This window comes from Falsihalocynthiibacter arcticus (assembly GCF_000812665.2).
Taxonomy (GTDB): domain Bacteria; phylum Pseudomonadota; class Alphaproteobacteria; order Rhodobacterales; family Rhodobacteraceae; genus Falsihalocynthiibacter; species Falsihalocynthiibacter arcticus.
The window spans coordinates 255,588-272,851 of record NZ_CP014327.1; the positions used below are offsets into that span (position 1 = coordinate 255,588).

Sequence of the window (17,264 nt, forward strand, 5' to 3'; positions counted from 1 at the left end):
AGAGGCGCGGAGCTGTTTTCCCCAGCCTTCTTTGCCCTCAATTCACGGTGTTTTTACGTGAATTTTGATTCACAAAGCAATAACCACGTTTAAAACTCGGCGATTAAACGCCTTCAGGGACCCCGAAGTTTGCCTATGTAAACTCTTCCACCGTCACCACACCGCCCAGCGATTTGAGCGCGCTTTTGATCTGCGGGCTTACAGGATATTCTTTGCCCAACTCCATCTCAACCTCCCCTGGAAGGCTCGGATCGAGCAAGCAAAAAGAGATCGGTCCGCGATTGCGATTGGCTTTATCATCAAGCGCGCGCTCCAAAACCGACGCAACCGAAGTTGCCGCTTCCACGGTTTCGATAAACACCTTCAAACCCTTGGTGCCAGCCTCCGCGACGACCCCGTCGATGGGGGTCACGCTACGGGCGATGGGATCAAACTGACCGTCCTCGAATTTCGCCTCAATGGTCATCACAACGCGGGATGTTTTCTCCAAAACCGCGCGGGTCGCCTCAAAATCTTTACAAAACATCGCCATGCCCGAGATCTGGCTTGTTGGGTCAGAAATATTCATCCGAAAAAACTGAGTGCCGCGTCCGGATTTTCGTTGCTGAAGACCCGAAACAATCACTCCGACTTTGCAAATTGCCGCGCCTGTTCGCTCGGCTTTCTCCCGCGCTTCATCGAGGGAAATCACGCCCTTGCGCTTAAGCGGCGCCATATAATCATCCAACGGGTGACCCGAAAGATAGAACCCAATCGCTTTATTTTCCTCAGATAAACGATCGTCCGAATTCCAATCTTCGACTCCTGAAAGGCGCGGTTCGGGCAAGTCGTCGCCCGCCTCGCCAAAGAGCGAAACCTGATTTGACGCGCGCTGTTCGTGTATGGCGGCGGAGTAGCCCACCAACACATCAAGGCTTTCAAAAACCCGCCGCCGATTGGGATCAAGCTGATCAAACGCCCCTGCCCGTGCAAGCATTTCAAGGGGGCGTTTCCCGACGCGTTTCATGTCGGCCCGACGTGCGAAATCATAGAGCGTCGCAAATGGCTTCCCACCCGCCCCGTCTGGTCCCGGCTCGCGGGCCTTCACGATCAGCCCCATCGCATCCGCACCGACGTTTTTCAACCCGCCCAGCGCATAGACAACTTTACCCTCGTAAACGGTAAACGTCTCCAACGAACGGTTCACACAGGGCGGGATAATTTCGATATCCAACCCGCGCCGCACCTCTTCGGCATAGACCGAAAGCTTGTCCGTAAGGTGCAAATCACAGTTCATCACACCGGCCATAAATTCGACGGGATGGTTCGCTTTTAGCCACGCTGTTTGATAGGACACAACCGCATAGGCCGCTGCGTGGGATTTATTGAAACCATAGTTGGCAAATTTCTCGAGAAGGTCGAAAACCTCGCTGGCCTTCTTCTTGGCAACGCCGTTCTCGCCCGCGCCTTTTTCGAATTTAGGCCGCTCGGCGTCCATTGCCTCTTTGATCTTTTTACCCATCGCACGACGCAGCAAATCCGCGCCCCCTAGTGAGTAGCCCGCCATGACCTGAGCGATCTGCATCACCTGTTCCTGATAGACGATAATTCCTTGAGTTTCCTCGAGAATATGGTCAATCAGCGGATGGACGGATTCAATTTCTTTGAGGCCGTTTTTGACCTCACAATAGGTCGGAATATTTTCCATCGGACCGGGCCGATAGAGCGCAACAAGCGCCACAATATCCTCAATACAGTTGGGCTTCATACGCCGAAGCGCATCCATCATGCCCGAGCTCTCAACCTGAAAAACCGCGACGGTTTTCGCGCTGGCATAGAGCTTGTAGGTCAGTTCATCGTCCAAAGGAATCGTGCCTATATCGACGTCAATTCCGCGAAGTTTCAGTAAGTTGAGCGCGGACTGAATGACCGTCAGAGTTTTAAGGCCCAAAAAGTCGAATTTCACCAATCCGGCTTGCTCAACCCATTTCATATTAAACTGGGTCGCGGGCATATCTGAACGCGGATCTTGATAGAGTGGAACGAGTTGATCAAGGGGGCGATCCCCGATCACAACACCCGCCGCGTGGGTCGACGCATTGCGCAATAGGCCCTCGACTTGCTGGGCATAATCCAACAGCCGCGCAACAACTTCTTCGGTGCGCGCTTCTTCACGCAAACGCGGCTCGTCCTTTAGGGCCTGAGCGATCGAAACCGGCTTAACCCCCTCCACGGGGATCAGTTTTGACAGACGATCGACCTGCCCATAGGGCATCTGCAAAACGCGTCCGATATCGCGGATGGCGGCCTTACTCAGAAGGGCCCCGAAGGTGATGATTTGCCCAACTTTATCGCGGCCATATTTTTGCTGTACATAGCGGATCACCTCTTCGCGGCGGTCCATGCAAAAATCGATATCGAAATCCGGCATCGAGACCCGCTCTGGGTTCAAAAACCGTTCAAAAAGAAGGGAGTAGCGCAGTGGATCAAGGTCGGTAATGGTCAGCGCATAAGCCACCAACGACCCCGCGCCAGACCCACGACCCGGCCCCACCGGAATGTCATGCTCCTTGGCCCAGTGGATGAAGTCGGCAACGATCAAAAAATAGCCAGGGAACCCCATGCCCTCAATGATGCCCAACTCAAAATCCAGCCGCTCTTGGTAGGCTTCCAAACTCACAGCATGAGGAATAATCGCGAGCCGTGCCTGTAGGCCCTCATTCGCTTGACGACGCAACTCCACGACCTCATCGTCGGCGAATTTCGGCAAAATCGGATCGCGCAGCGCCGCCTTAAAGGCGCAGCGTTTTGCAATTTCAACGGTATTTTCAATCGCCTCGGGAAGGTCCGCAAACAGGGTGATCATCTCCTGTTGCGACTTAAAATAATGCTGCGGTGTTAGCTTGCGGCGCGGTTGTTGCTGGTCAACATAGGCCCCCTCAGAGATGCAAATAAGCGCATCATGCGCCGCGTACATGTCGGATTTAGGAAAATAGACGTCATTGGTCGCCACCAGCGGCAAATCCCGCGCATAGGCCATCTCGACAAACCCGCGTTCGGTTGCTTGTTCGGCCTCTGTCGTTTGGCCGCCCTCTCCGGGATGGCGCTGCAACTCCACATAAAGGCGGCCATCATAAATTTCCGCCAAGCGCGCCATGAGCGCCTCGGCTTTTGGGCGTTGCGATGCTTGTAAAAGCTTGCCAACCGCCCCCTCAGCTCCCCCCGTCAAACAAATCAGCCCAGCGCCATATTGCTCCAGTTGATCCAGTGAAACCTGCGGCACTTCGCCATTGCTGTCGATATAAAGACAGCTCGAAAGATGCATCAGGTTTTCGTAACCTGCCTCATTTTGCGCCAACAAGACCACAGGAGCAGGCAGGCGCGGTTTCTCTCCGGGAGCGGCGGGATCATAGGTGATATCCACCTGGCACCCCAGAATCGGCTGGATGCCATAACTGCTCGCGGTGACGGAAAACTCAAGCGCGGCGAACATCGAATTAGTATCCGTCAACGCCACCGCAGGCATGTTATTTTGCTCGCAAAATCCCGAGAGTTTCTTGACGGGAACCGCCCCCTCAAGGAGCGAGTATTCCGAATGCAGGCGAAGGTGAATAAACTGTGGTTCTGACATCCAGCAAAACTATCCTCCTTCCTCAGCAAGGGAAACGCCCAATCGCGCAGACCTAGGAAAAAACTCACCAGAAATCGGATTATCGTATAAAACAGATAGCTCTTTCTTCACCCGTTTGTGAAAGATTTCTTGCCAGACCCCCCTAAACTACGCTTTGCTACAATAATACTGGGAGCATCTCTGTTTTACGCCACATCGGGCAGGGTGCAATTATTCCAATGATGAAAAGAAAGTGGCGGGTTTTCGCATGGGTATCACGTTTCTTCTCAACGGAGAAACTGTGCAGCTACAAGAGGTCGCGGCAACGCAGACATTGCTCGATTGGCTGCGCGAAACGCAACAGATGACTGGAACCAAGGAGGGCTGCAACGAAGGGGATTGCGGCGCGTGTTCCGTTATGATCACGGATGACAAAGGTGCCCGTGCGCAAAACGCGTGCATTCTCTTTATGCCCCAACTCAACGGTAAAGCCGTGCGCACCGTCGAGGGGATTTCCGCCCCCGACGGCGCCTTGCATCCTGTTCAATCCGCCATGGTCGAGCATCACGGCAGCCAATGCGGCTTTTGCACCCCCGGATTTGTGGTTTCCCTTGCAACAGCCCATGTCAACGGCACCACAACCCATGACGAAACGCTGGCGGGCAACCTCTGTCGCTGCACGGGCTACGCGCCGATCATTCGCGCCGCCGAAGCGTCGCAATCCGCGCCCATCCCGCCCCATATGATTGAAACGCCACCCGCCCCCACAGCCACCCATTCGGGCGCAAACTGGGTGCAACCCACCTCCAGCGATGATCTTGCGCAATGGTATCTGAAGAATCCTGATGCCACCCTTGTGGGCGGCGCAACGGATATCGGTCTTTGGGTGACAAAACACCTCAAGACACCCGAAAAAATTGCTTTCCTCGGCCAAGTTAAAGACCTTCAAGTAGGCGAAGAATCCCCCAGCCACCTCCACTTTGGTGCGGGCGTAACGATCACCGATTTCGCCACAGCTATCCGGCCGCATTTTGCACATTTTGCCCGCATGCTCGCGCGTTATGGCTCAACGCAGGTCCGCAATGCCGCAACCATCGGCGGCAATATCGCCAATGGTTCGCCCATCGGCGACGGCCCTCCCGCGCTGATCGCACTTGGTGCAAGCCTCCACCTGCGGCGCGGCGATGAAATCCGCAACATCCCGCTTGAGGACTTCTTTATCGACTATGGCAAACAGGATCGCCAAGAGGGTGAATTTGTCATCGGTATTTCGATCCCCAAACAGCCAGACACCCTTCGCTGCTACAAGCTGTCCAAGCGGTTTGATCAGGATATTTCCGCCGTTTTGGGCTGTTTCAATATCATACAGGATGGCACCACAATCACCGATGCACGCATCGCCTTTGGCGGCATGGCAGGCACCCCCAAGCGGGCGAGTTCCGTGGAAGCCGCGCTTATCGGCCAGCCTTGGACCCGCGCCACGATAGACACTGCAATGAAAGCTTTCGCCCAAGATTACACCCCAATGTCGGATGCCCGTGCAAGTGCGGCCTACCGTCTGGAAACCGCGCAAAACATGCTCCTGCGGGCCTTCCTTGAAGGCTCGGGCCAAGCCGTAGATCTACATGAGGTGACCGCATGAGCGCCCACACCCCCCTTCCCCACGACGCCGCAACCCTGCACGTAACAGGGGCCGCGCGTTACGTGGACGATATCCCAACACCCGTTGGAACCCTCCACCTTGCCTTCGGCCTTTCCACGATTGCTTGCGGAAAAATCACATCCATCGACCTCACCGCAGTGCGGGCTGCCGAAGGCGTCACCGACGTCCTTGTGGCTGGGGATCTCCCGTTCACAAATGATGTCTCGCCCTCCATCCACGACGAGCCTTTGTTGGCGATCGGCAAAGTGCATTATGTTGGGCAACCGATTTTCCTCGTGGTCGCCAAAACCCATCTACTGGCCCGCAAGGCGGCGCGTTTGGCCGACATCACCTATGCACAAACCGACGCCCTACTCACCATCGACCAAGCCTTAAACGCGGACAGCCGCTTTGAGGAAGGCCCCCGCATTTATACCAACGGTAACCCACTTGATGCCCTCAAGTCCGCGCGCCACCGAGTGACCGGAACCATTGAAATGGGCGGCCAAGAGCATTTCTATCTCGAAGGCCAAGCCGCCCTTGCCCAGCCCCAAGACAACGGCGATATGGTGGTGAATTCCAGCACCCAACATCCAACCGAAATTCAACACAAAGTTGCCGAAGCCCTCGGCATGCCCATGCACAGCGTCCGCGTTGAAATTCGGCGTATGGGTGGCGGGTTTGGCGGCAAAGAGAGCCAAGGCAACGCTCTCGCTGTGGCCTGTGCCATTGCCGCTCAACGTTCTGGTCGGCCCTGCAAAATGCGCTATGATCGCGACGATGACATGATCATCACTGGAAAACGTCACGATTTCCGCATTTCCTATACCGTCGGATTTTCCGATAGCGGCAAAATCGACGCCGTTGATTTCCTGCATCTGTGCCGCTGTGGCTGGGCCCAAGACCTCAGTTTGCCCGTCGCTGACCGCGCTATGCTCCATGCCGACAACGCCTATTTCCTGCCGAATGTGCGTATTGAGAGTCACCGCCTGCGCACCAACACCCAATCCGCAACCGCCTATCGCGGCTTTGGCGGACCACAAGGGGTTTTGGGCATCGAACGCGTGCTCGACCACATCGCCTACAGCCTCGGCAAAGACCCCCTCGAGGTGCGGCGCGTGAACTTTTATCGCGATGCGCCCCAAGATGGAGTCACCAAACCCACGGGTCAAGAAACACCCTATCGCCAAAAAGTCATCGATTGTGTAATCAACCAACTTGTAGATGACCTTGCAGAATCGTCCGACTACAAGGCCCGTCGCGCCGCAGTTGACGCATGGAACTCCCAAAACGATATCCTCAAAAAGGGTCTCGCCCTCACGCCTGTAAAATTCGGCATTAGCTTCACCCTGACCCACCTCAACCAAGCGGGTGCCTTGGTGCATATCTATCAGGATGGTTCTGTTGCACTCAACCATGGTGGCACAGAAATGGGCCAAGGCCTGTTTCAGAAAGTCGCCCAAGTTGCTGCGCAAGCGTTGGGCATCCCCATGGAACGCATCCGTATCACCGCAACCGACACCGCCAAAGTGCCCAACACATCGGCCACCGCCGCAAGCTCGGGCACCGATCTGAATGGCATGGCCGTCTATGCGGCGTGTCGTGAATTACGAAGCCGTTTGGCGGAATTTTTGGCGCCCGATGGCTCTGGTGTCACCTTTAGTGAGGATAAAGTCTGGCACAACGGCACTGCCCGCGATTGGTGTGATGTTGTAAAATCCGCCTATGAAAACCGCATCAGCCTCTCGGCCACAGGCTTCTATAAAACCCCCGAAATCAAATGGGACCGCATCGCCGGCAAAGGCCGCCCCTTCTACTATTTCGCCTATGGGGCCGCCGTTTCCGAAGTTGTCATTGACCGTCTGACTGGTGAAAACCGCATCCTGCGCACCGACATCCTGCATGACGCGGGCAGTTCGATCAATCCAGCAATTGATATCGGCCAAATCGAAGGCGGCTTTGTGCAAGGTGCAGGCTGGCTCACTACCGAAGAATTGGTTTGGAACGACCAGGGCCGTTTGCTTACGCACGCGCCTTCGACCTATAAAATTCCCGCCTGTTCGGACCGTCCAGATATCCTCAATGTTGCCTTATTCGATCGACCAAATCCCATCGAAACGATCTCGCGCTCCAAGGCCGTGGGCGAACCGCCGTTCATGCACGGTATTTCGGTTATGATGGCCCTTTCCGATGCCATCGCAGCCTGTGGCGCGACCTATCCGTCGCTCAATGCGCCCGCCACGGCGGAAGGCATTTTGGCCGCGATCAATCGGGTAAAAGTATGAGTTTCGACCTCGAAACCCTCACCAACCTGTGCCACTCACACGGACCTGTTGCCCGTGTGGTTGTTGTTGATGTGAAAGGCTCCGCGCCGCGCGAAGCGGGGGCCGAAGTCTTTGTTTGGCAAGACGATCAACTCGGCAGCATTGGTGGCGGTGCGCTTGAATTCCACGCGGTAAACGATGCTCGCGCAGCCCTCCTCCACCAGCCCCACCCCACCCTGCGCCGCATTCCCCTTGGCCCCGATCTGGGTCAGTGTTGCGGCGGCTCCGTGACCCTCGTCACCGAAGTTTTCAACGCCGAATCCCTCCCCCAAGGTCGCCAATTCGCCCGCCCCATCGCCGACCAAGCCGCCACAACACAGCCGGCAAAAACTGGCCTAAGCGAAGGCTGGCTGGTTGAAGATGTCAGTCAGCCCAAAACGCCCGTCTGGATTTGGGGCGCAGGCCACGTTGGGCGCGCCCTTGCGGCAACCCTCGCGCCTTTACCCCAGTTCGCGGTCACCCTGATCGACACCACCCAGAACCGCTTTCCAGCCCCCATTGCCAATGTCGCGCCCCTCATGGCTGCCGACTTGCCAACGCTTGTGCCCTACGCCCCTGCGACCGCACGCCACTTGGTCATGACCTATGATCACGCGATTGATCTCGCCCTCTGCGTCGCGCTCCTAAAGGTCCCACATCGGGACATCGGCCTGATTGGTTCAGCCACGAAATGGGCCCGCTTCAAGCGCCGCCTTTCCACGTTCGGATTTGAAACTGCACAAATAAACGGCATTGCCTGCCCAATAGGCGATCCAAGCGCTGGCAAACATCCACAGGCCATTGCCGTATCGGTTGCCGCCGCGCTATTGCTGGATGGTCAAAGCAAAAAACACGTCCCAGATTCACAAAAAGGGGCGGCATGACAATGGGGAAGATGACATGACACAAGACACACTCTTATCGGTCAACGGGCTGACCAAAGCCTATCCCGGGGTGACTGCCAACAGCGATGTCTCCTTTTCGATCAAAGCCGGTGAAGTGCATGCTTTGCTTGGGGAAAATGGCGCGGGGAAGTCAACCCTCGTGAAAATGATCTACGGGCTTGTGCGTCCTGATAGTGGCTATATGGAACTCTCGGGCGCGCCTTATACCCCCGCCGAACCCCGCGCCGCACGCGCTTCTGGCGTTGCGATGGTGTTTCAACATTTCTCGCTTTTCAACGCGCTTTCGGTGGCGGAAAATATCGCCTTAGGCATGGAAAACCCGCCCAAGCAAAACGTACTCAGCGTCCGCATCCGCGAAGTTTCCGAACTCTATGGTCTGCCGCTTGATCCTGAACGTATTGTCGGTGAACTCTCCGCGGGCGAGCGCCAGCGCGTAGAAATCATTCGCTGTCTTCTACAAAACCCGAAGATCCTGATCATGGATGAACCGACCTCGGTTTTAACCCCGCAAGAAGTCGATATCCTTTTCGAAACCCTGCGTAAACTCTCGTCCGAGGGCACGTCGATCCTATATATATCCCACAAGCTCGACGAAATTCGCAGCCTCTGTGATAGCGCCACGATCCTGCGCCTCGGCAAAGTCGTCGATATTTGTAATCCGCGCGAAAAAACCTCCCGCGATCTTGCGGAAATGATGGTGGGCCAAACCCTGCACACCCCCGAGCGCGTTCCCCACGACTTCAAAGACGTTGTAATCGAAGTGCGTGACTTGTCCATGAGTGCCCCCACCGCCTTTGGAACCGCCCTTAAGGATGTATCGCTCAAGGTACACGCGGGCGAAATTCTCGGGATTGGCGGCGTCGCAGGCAATGGCCAAGACGAATTACTCGCCGCGATTTCGGGCGAAACCAGCCCTGGCAAAGGCGCAGTTTTGGTCAACGGCACAGAAGTCCAACATATGGGGCCAAACGCACGCCGCAAGCTCGCCATTCTTACGGCCCCCGAGGAGCGCCTCGGCCACGCCGCTGCGCCCGACATGTCCCTCATTGAAAACGCACTCATGACAGGGGCCATTCGCGAAGGCCTGACCAATCGCGGCTTCATAAAATGGGGCGCGGCACGAAGTTTCGCCGAGAAAATCATCGCCGATTTCGATGTCCGCACGCCCGGCCCAAATAATGCCGCGCGCGCCCTTTCGGGTGGCAACCTCCAGAAATTTGTCGTGGGACGTGAAATCCTCCAACGTCCGGACGTGCTTGTTGTTAACCAACCCACATGGGGTGTTGACGCCGCCGCCGCCGCCGATATTCGCCAAGCTTTGCTTGATCTCGCAGCCACAGGCTCGGCGCTCATTGTCATCTCGCAAGACCTCGATGAGCTTATGGAAATCTCCGACAATTTCTCCGCACTCAACGAAGGCCGTCTCTCCGATCCACGCCCCGTACAGGGTCTGACGGTCGACGAAATCGGCTTAATGATGGGCGGCGCACACGGGATGGAGGCCGCCCATGTTTAACGCTCGCTGCCACGCACAAACCAAACTCACAGGAAATGGGGCCCACCAATGATCCGTCTCGAAAAACGCCCCACCCCGTCACGCACGTGGACTCTGGTAACCCCCATTATCGCCGTCCTCTTAACCATGATCGCCGGCGGTATCTTGTTTGCGTTCCTTGGCAAAGACCCCTTCATCGTCATACGCACCATCTTTTGGGATCCGCTGTTTCATCCCGATTTTGCCGCCTATTCGCGCCCGCAATTGCTGGTTAAGGCCGGCCCTTTGATCCTCATTGCTATCGGTCTCTCTATCGGGTTTCGCGCAGGCATCTGGAACATTGGCGCCGAGGGGCAATATATTATTGGTGCGATCTGTGGTGCCTCAGTTGGGCTCGCGTTTTATCCATTGGATGCGTGGTATGTCCTCCCTTTAATGGTTCTTGCGGGAGCTGTCGGAGGCTTTCTCTGGGCTATGATTCCCGCCCTCCTCAAGACCAAATTCGGAACCAACGAAATCCTTGTGTCGCTCATGTTGGTCTATGTCGCCGTCAACGAACTTTCCTCTGTTTCTCAAGGGCTTCTACGTAATCCTGATGGCATGGGGTTTCCCGGTTCGCGGAATTTCCAACAATATCCTGCCGTTTATAATGCGGAACTTATTCCTGGAACGGGCATGCATTGGGGGGTTCTGACGGCTTTTATCGCTGTGATCGCCGCCTATATTCTGCTCAATCGCCACCTGCTTGGGTTTCAAATCCGCCTAACGGGTGAAAGTCCCCGCGCGGCGCGGTTTTCAGGTGTGCGTCCAAAACTTCTGATCATCATTTGTATGGGGATATCTGGTCTCACCGCAGGCCTCGCTGGTATTTTTGAGGTTGCTGGCCCGTCGGGTCAGCTCAACACCAGCTTTGCCGCAGGCTATGGCTTTACCGCCATTATCGTGGCTTTCCTTGGACGTCTGCATCCCGTCGGCATCCTGTTTGCAGGGCTTTTGCTGGCGCTCACGTATATCGGGGGGGAATTGGCCCAGCTCATGCTCAACCTCCCCGCCGCCGCGATACAGGTGTTCCAAGGGATGCTGTTGTTCTTCCTCTTGGCGATGGATGTTTTCACTAATTTCCGCGTCCGCATCGGGAAATCGGAAACCGTATGACACGCGCCCACAACCCTGATTTCTGGCCGCGTATATTCACGCTCGTCATCTTTCTTTTGTTTGGCGGATTGATTGGCACGATGGGGCGCGCCATTGCTGTACAGCTTGGGATGGGTTTTTTCACAGGCCCTGTCTGGCTGAGCGGAATGATCTTTGTTTACGTCGGCACCACCATGTTTGGTCACACAATGCTGCGCAATTTTGCCGACTGGTTTCGCCTACCAATCATTGTGCCTGAACCCGATCCCGCCACACGCCGCCTCTCGGCGTTTGTCTGGTCAATCTTCCTCATCGGGAGCCTCACGGGCTACCTGCTCACGACGCTCATCCTTAAAGGAGTTTCATAATGGATCTCTCGTCCGTTAATTTCGCAGCGCTTTTGGCGTCCCTTATGGTCGCCGCAACCCCGATCCTTCTTGCCGCTATTGGCGAAATGGTGGTGGAAAAAGCGGGCATTCTGAACCTCGGCGTCGAGGGGATGATGATCACGGGGGCCGTCTCGGGTTTTGCCGTAGCCTACACGACCGGAAGCCCTTTGCTTGGGTTCATCTTTGCCGCGACAGCTTCCGCCGCCCTAAGTATGATTTTCGCATTCCTGACGCTCAAACTCATGTCCAATCAGGTAGCGACGGGCCTTGCGCTCACGCTCTTTGGCCTCGGCCTCTCGGCCCTCATCGGGCAATCCTTTGCCGAAGCGCGCCCACCTGTAACCCCAAAACTCGACATCCCTATCTTGTCGGATCTCCCGTTCTTTGGCCGCGTGCTCTTTTCGCATGATCCCATCGTCTATTTCTCGCTCTTCCTGCTCGTCGCGGTTTGGGCCTTCCTGAAATATTCGCGCATGGGGCTTGTCCTTCGGGCCGTTGGTGAAAACCACGACGCCGCCCACGCCCTCGGCTATAAAGTCGTACGCATTCGCTTCGCTGCCATTGCATTTGGCGGCGCTTGTGCGGGCCTTGGCGGCGCGCATCTTTCACTGGTGCGGGTTGCGCAATGGACCGACGGCATGACTGCGGGGGCCGGATGGATTGCTCTCGCGATCGTGGTATTTGCCAGCTGGAAAGCCCAGCGTGTCCTCTTTGGCGCCTACCTGTTTGGCGGCATCACCGTGCTACAACTCAACCTTCAGGTCGCCGGAATACCGGTGCCGGTAGAGTATCTGTCGATGAGCCCCTATATTATCACAATCATCGTTCTGGTCTTGATTTCCCGCAGTTCCTCGGCAGCCCCAGCGTCCCTTGGTAAATCCTTCCACGCGACCTCCTAAGGCCTCTATGACCCGCGCGACAATTATCCATATCCTTGACGGAACGGACCCTGCGTTCGGAACTTCGGTTGCGTGGTTTCTGAACGTGGTGATCGGTGTTTCTGCTGCGACAATTGCGTTGGAAACCATGCCTGGTCTCTCGCCAGCCCTCTACCAGGTGCTCGGTATCGTCGAGTGGTTCGTGCTGGTGGTTTTCACTTTGGAATACCTGACGCGCCTCATTTGTTCGCCCAACCCACTGCGCTATGCGATCAGCTTTTGGGGGATCATTGATCTGTTGTCCTGCTTGCCCATTCTCTCGGTAGTGAAACCCGAATGGGCGGTCTTGCGCAGCTTTAGACTGTTGCGTGCTCTGCGCCTGTTAAAACTGTTTCGCAGCTCTCGTGCGCTTGATCGTTTGGCCCATGCTCTTGACGAAGTCCGCGACGAATTGCTGCTGTTTGTGGTCTTGGCCGTCATCATGCTCTACGTCAGCGCCGTGGGAATCTATGTCTTTGAAAACGAGGCCCAACCTGATGTTTTCTCCTCTATCCCGCATAGCTTCTGGTGGGCCATCGCCTCCTTTACCACGGTGGGATACGGCGATATGGTTCCCATAACGCTTGGGGGTCGAGTCTTTACCAGTTTTATACTGTTTATCGGTCTAGGTGTTGTTGCGGTTCCAGCCGCGATTGTCACCACGGCCTTGCTCGAAGCGGAAACAAATGTCCGCCCACGGCACCCGTCGAAGAAGAAACCAAAAACTTAAGTCCACTAGGGGAGTACCTAAATGAAACTAATGAAAACACTCGCAACTGCGGCGCTCGCGCTCGGCGTTGCTTTACCATCCATGGCCGACACCACGAAGGTTGGCTTTATCTACGTCGGCACGCCAGGTGATGGCGGCTGGACATATGAGCACGAACAAGCGCGCAAAGAAGTCGTTGCGCACTTTGGCGACCAAGTCGAAACAACCTTCGTTGAAAGCGTTGCAGAAGGCCCCGACGCCGAACGCGTTCTAACGCAAATGGCGCTGTCCGGTCACGACCTGATCTTCACGACATCCTTTGGTTACATGGACCAAACAAACAATGTTGCGGCCAAGTTCCCGGATATCAAGTTTGAGCACGCAACAGGTTATACCCGCGCGCACCCAAACGTTTCCACCTATGGCGCACGTTTCTACGAAGGTCGCGCTGTCATCGGAACCATTGCGGGTCGCATGACCAAATCCAACAAGATCGGCTATATCGCGTCTTTCCCGATTCCTGAAGTTATTCGCGGTATTAACTCCGCCTATATCCACGCTAAAAAAGTAAATCCAGAAGTCGAAATGAAAGTCGTTTGGGTTTTCTCTTGGTTTGATCCTGCAAAAGAAGCAGACGCCGCCGCCGCGCTCATCGAGCAAGGTGTTGACGTGATCATGCAGCACACAGACTCCACCGCCCCAATGGCAAAAGCCGCCGAAACCGAAGGCGTTATCGCATTCGGTCAAGCGTCTGACATGGGCCAATACGCCCCGTCGCCACGCGTTTCTTCCATCATCGACAACTGGGCGCCCTACTATATTGAGCGCACACAGGCGGTTATCGACGGCACTTGGGAGCAAGCGGATACTTGGGGTGGCATCGGCTCTGGCATGGTAGAAATCGGTGACTTCACTGACGTACTTCCGGCACCAGTCCAAGACGAAGCCAATGCCCTCAAAGACGCGCTTGCGGATGGCTCCTACCACGCGTTCACAGGACCTTTGAACAAACAGGACGGCACCCCTTGGCTCGCTGAAGGCGAAACTGCCAACGATGGCGATCTTGCAAGCATGAACTTCTATGTCGAAGGCATTGATGCAGAACTTCCTAACTAAATCCGGCTCAATCGGATGAGAAAAAGCCCGGGGGAAACCTCGGGCTTTTTGCGTTTGTCTTGTTCTGGATCAAAATGTCGCTACACTTTCTCATGTTTAAAACCAGAAACATCAGCAAAAGGAATTCGTATGGACTGGAAAGATTTCATGGGCGGGATGAAGCGGAATATCCGCAGCTTTAACGTCGCTGTTCCGGAAACCTCTGCTGGCTTTAGCACCCTCACAAAGGCCGCGAAATCAAGCCAACACGTCGACGTTAAAACACTAGAGTTTGTTGCCCTTGGCATTTCCGTCGCGGAACGTTGCGAGCCCTGCATCGGCTTTCACATCGAGGCCCTCATCAAATGCGGCGCCACCCGCGAAGAAGTCGCGGATGTGCTTGGCATGGCGTTGCAAATGGGCGGCGGCCCGTCCCTGATGTATGCGTCCAAAGCCTTGGACTGCTGGGATCAAATGACCGCCTAACCGTTCTGGCGGATCGTCGCATTTGTGGGGTCGTAGGGGCTGTCTTCGACAATCTCGGCGTCCCACAATTGATCAAACATTTTGACCTTCAGTTTGGTGCCAACCTCGGCATGTTCGGGTTTTACATACCCCATGCCGATGCTTTTCCCAAAGGCCACCGAATAGCCACCAGACGTCAGCCGCCCAACCCGCACATCCCCCGCATAGAGCACTTCGCGCCCCCACGGATCAGCGTCGTCGGGTCCCTCAATCAACAGCGTCACACATTGGCTGCGAATACCGGTTTTGAGCATCGCATCCTTGCCGCAAAAATCCTTCTCCAGATCAATAAACCGATCTAACCCCGCTTCTTGCGGCGTGGCATCACGGCCCAATTCCGTCCCGAACGCGCGATAGGATTTCTCCTGCCGAAGCCAGTTCTGCGCCCGTGCGCCCACCAGCTTGAGGCCAAATTCTTCGCCCGCCGCCATAAGCAAATCATAGAGGTAATTCTGCATCTCAATCGGGTGATGCAACTCCCACCCAAGTTCGCCCGTATAGGCCACACGGATCGCCATCACAGGGCACATTTTGAGTTCAATCGGCTTGGCCGAAAGCCACGGGAAGTTCTTGTTTATAAAGAACGCCTCAGGGTCGGCGTCATTCACCAGCTTCTTGAGCAAGTCCCGCGAACGCGGCCCCGCAAGGGCAAAAACCCCCGTCTGCGTGGTCGTGTTTTGAACCTCAATGCGGCCAAACTCGGCTTCCTTATCTTGCACAGCTTTGCGCAAATAATCGCTGTCATAGGAGGTCCACGCCCCCGCCGAAATCAGGTGATATACATCCTCGGCCTCCCGCACGATGGTATATTCCGTCCGCACAGTGCCATGGCTGGTCAGCGCATAAGTCAGGTTGATCCGTCCAACCCGTGGCAACTTATTACAGGTAAACCAATCCAGAAACGCCGTCGCCCCCGCGCCCTTCACCACGTGTTTGGTAAAGGCAGAAGCGTCAATCATTCCAACGCCTTCGCGCATGGCCTTGGCCTCATCAACCGCATATTGCCACCAGCCCCCACGCCGGAAACTGCGCGCGTCGTGATCGTTAAATCCAAGCGGCGCAAAGTAGTTTGGCCGCTCCCATCCATTCACATGTCCGAATTGCGCACCCGCCGCCTTTTGCCGATCATAGGCGGGACTGGTCCGCAAGGGCCGCGCTGCTGGGCGCTCCTCATCGGGATGGTGCAACACATAAACATGGTCATAGGCCTCTTCGTTCCTACGCGCCGCATATTCGGTCGTCATCCAATTGCCAAATCGTTTGGGATCAAGGCTCGCCATATCGATCTCGGCCTCGCCCTTCACCATCAAGTCCGCGAGGTATTTACCCGCCCCGCCAGCCGCCGTAATGCCAAAACTGAACCCTTCCGCCAGCCACATATTGCGCAGTCCTGGCGCGGGCCCAATCAACGGATTTCCGTCGGGTGTATAACAAATCGGCCCGTTGAAATCATCCTTCAACCCCACCGTTTCCGAGGACGGAATGCGGTGGATCATGCTCAGGTATTCTTCCTCAATCCGTTCCAAATCCAGCGGGAACAGATCAGCGCGGAAACTGTCCGGAACGCCATATTCAAACCGCGCCGGAGCCCCCTCTTCATAGGGCCCCAAAATCCAGCCGCCCCGCTCCTCGCGCACATACCATTTGGCATCCGCATCGCGCAAAACAGGATGCTCGCCGTGGGTTTTACGGTATTCCACAAGCGCCGCATCGGGCTCGGTCACAATGAATTGATGCTCCACCGGAATCGCCGGAATTTTTATCCCCAACAGACGCGCGGTGCGCTGCGCATGGTTCCCCGTCGCCGTCACAACATGCTCGGTGGTAATTTCAATCTGTTCCTCTGAGGGCACCAAATTTCCGCCCCGCTCAACCATTTTCGTACAGGTCACGATCCACTCGGACCCGGTCCAACGATACCCGTCGACCTGCCAACGACGCTCAATCGAAACGCCCCGCTGCCGTGCGCCCTTGGCCATCGCCATGGTCACATCAGCGGGGTTAATATAACCGTCCGTCGGGTGAAAAATCGCCCCCTCAAGGTCGTCGGTCCGCACCAATGGCCAGCGATTTTTAACCTGCGCAGGCGTCATCCATTCATAGGGCACACCACAGGTTTCCGCCGTCGATGCATAGAGCATATACTCATCCATACGCGCCTTTGACTGTGCCATGCGCAAGTTCCCCACAACGGAAAATCCGGCGTTTAATCCGGTCTCTTCCTCCAGTGTTTTATAGAACTTGATCGAGTAATCATGGATATGGGTCGTGGCAAACGACATGTTGAAATACGGCAAAAGCCCCGCCGCATGCCACGTCGACCCACTGGTCAATTCGTCGCGTTCGAGCAACATCACGTCGTCCCATCCGGCGCGCGCCAAATGATAGGCAATCGAGGTTCCAACGACTCCGCCGCCAACAACCAAAGCTTTTACATGGGTTTTCATAACGCGCACTCCTTTGACCGCCACATTGGCCTATCCTTGCGGATTTTACGCCCTTCTTCCGACGCAATAAATGCAAAAACCGACCCCCGTTTCTGAAAGGTCGGCTTCAGGTTA

General features: G+C 55.8%; 12 protein-coding genes. 10 read left to right on the forward strand and 2 right to left on the reverse strand.

What is annotated here, in order from left to right; all coding sequences use genetic code 11:
• Window positions 1-133 precede the first annotated feature (133 nt).
• Window positions 134-3,610 carry a DNA polymerase III subunit alpha gene (gene dnaE / locus RC74_RS01345; RefSeq protein ID WP_039004426.1) on the reverse strand — a complete coding sequence of 1,159 codons (3,477 nt, stop codon included), beginning with the start codon at window positions 3,608-3,610 and terminating at the stop codon, window positions 134-136.
• 247 nt (window positions 3,611-3,857) lie between these two features.
• Here dnaE and xdhA point away from each other — a divergent pair, with 247 nt between their 5' ends.
• From xdhA to RC74_RS01395, 10 genes are all read left to right on the forward strand, one after another.
• The gene (gene xdhA / locus RC74_RS01350) at window positions 3,858-5,231 is read left to right on the forward strand and encodes a xanthine dehydrogenase small subunit (protein WP_039004543.1); all 1,374 of its coding nucleotides are present in this window, start codon (window positions 3,858-3,860) and stop codon (window positions 5,229-5,231) included.
• The gene (gene xdhB / locus RC74_RS01355; protein ID WP_039004427.1) at window positions 5,228-7,516 is read left to right on the forward strand and encodes a xanthine dehydrogenase molybdopterin binding subunit; all 2,289 of its coding nucleotides are present in this window, start codon (window positions 5,228-5,230) and stop codon (window positions 7,514-7,516) included. The genes xdhA and xdhB overlap by 4 nt, the downstream gene beginning before the upstream one ends.
• Entirely contained in the window at window positions 7,513-8,418 is a 906-nt protein-coding gene (gene xdhC / locus RC74_RS01360) for a xanthine dehydrogenase accessory protein XdhC (protein ID WP_039004428.1), read from the forward strand. Before xdhB ends, xdhC begins: the two co-directional genes overlap by 4 nt.
• A 16-nt stretch (window positions 8,419-8,434) precedes the next feature.
• Window positions 8,435-9,955 (forward strand): ABC transporter ATP-binding protein, encoded by a 1,521-nt coding sequence (locus tag RC74_RS01365; protein ID WP_039004429.1) that lies wholly within the window; start codon window positions 8,435-8,437, stop codon window positions 9,953-9,955.
• 48 nt (window positions 9,956-10,003) lie between these two features.
• Window positions 10,004-11,089 (forward strand): ABC transporter permease, encoded by a 1,086-nt coding sequence (locus RC74_RS01370; protein WP_039004430.1) that lies wholly within the window; start codon window positions 10,004-10,006, stop codon window positions 11,087-11,089.
• Window positions 11,086-11,436, forward strand: a complete 351-nt coding sequence (locus RC74_RS01375; protein WP_039004431.1) for a hypothetical protein — start codon at window positions 11,086-11,088, stop codon at window positions 11,434-11,436. Before RC74_RS01370 ends, RC74_RS01375 begins: the two co-directional genes overlap by 4 nt.
• Window positions 11,436-12,356: an ABC transporter permease gene (locus tag RC74_RS01380; protein WP_039004432.1), complete on the forward strand. Its 921-nt coding sequence runs from the start codon at window positions 11,436-11,438 to the stop codon at window positions 12,354-12,356. Before RC74_RS01375 ends, RC74_RS01380 begins: the two co-directional genes overlap by 1 nt.
• 7 nt (window positions 12,357-12,363) lie before the next feature.
• Complete coding sequence (locus RC74_RS01385; RefSeq protein WP_039004434.1) at window positions 12,364-13,104, forward strand: ion transporter; 741 nt, start codon at window positions 12,364-12,366, stop codon at window positions 13,102-13,104.
• 21 nt (window positions 13,105-13,125) lie between these two features.
• The gene (locus RC74_RS01390; RefSeq protein WP_039004435.1) at window positions 13,126-14,199 is read left to right on the forward strand and encodes a BMP family ABC transporter substrate-binding protein; all 1,074 of its coding nucleotides are present in this window, start codon (window positions 13,126-13,128) and stop codon (window positions 14,197-14,199) included.
• Window positions 14,200-14,328: 129 nt separating this feature from the next.
• Window positions 14,329-14,664 (forward strand): carboxymuconolactone decarboxylase family protein, encoded by a 336-nt coding sequence (locus tag RC74_RS01395; RefSeq protein WP_039004436.1) that lies wholly within the window; start codon window positions 14,329-14,331, stop codon window positions 14,662-14,664.
• On the opposite strand, the gene RC74_RS01400 is transcribed toward RC74_RS01395, so the two are convergent.
• Window positions 14,661-17,150, reverse strand: a complete 2,490-nt coding sequence (locus tag RC74_RS01400; protein ID WP_039004437.1) for a GcvT family protein — start codon at window positions 17,148-17,150, stop codon at window positions 14,661-14,663. The two genes, RC74_RS01395 and RC74_RS01400, sit on opposite strands and share 4 nt — an antisense overlap.
• Window positions 17,151-17,264: the final 114 nt, after the last annotated feature.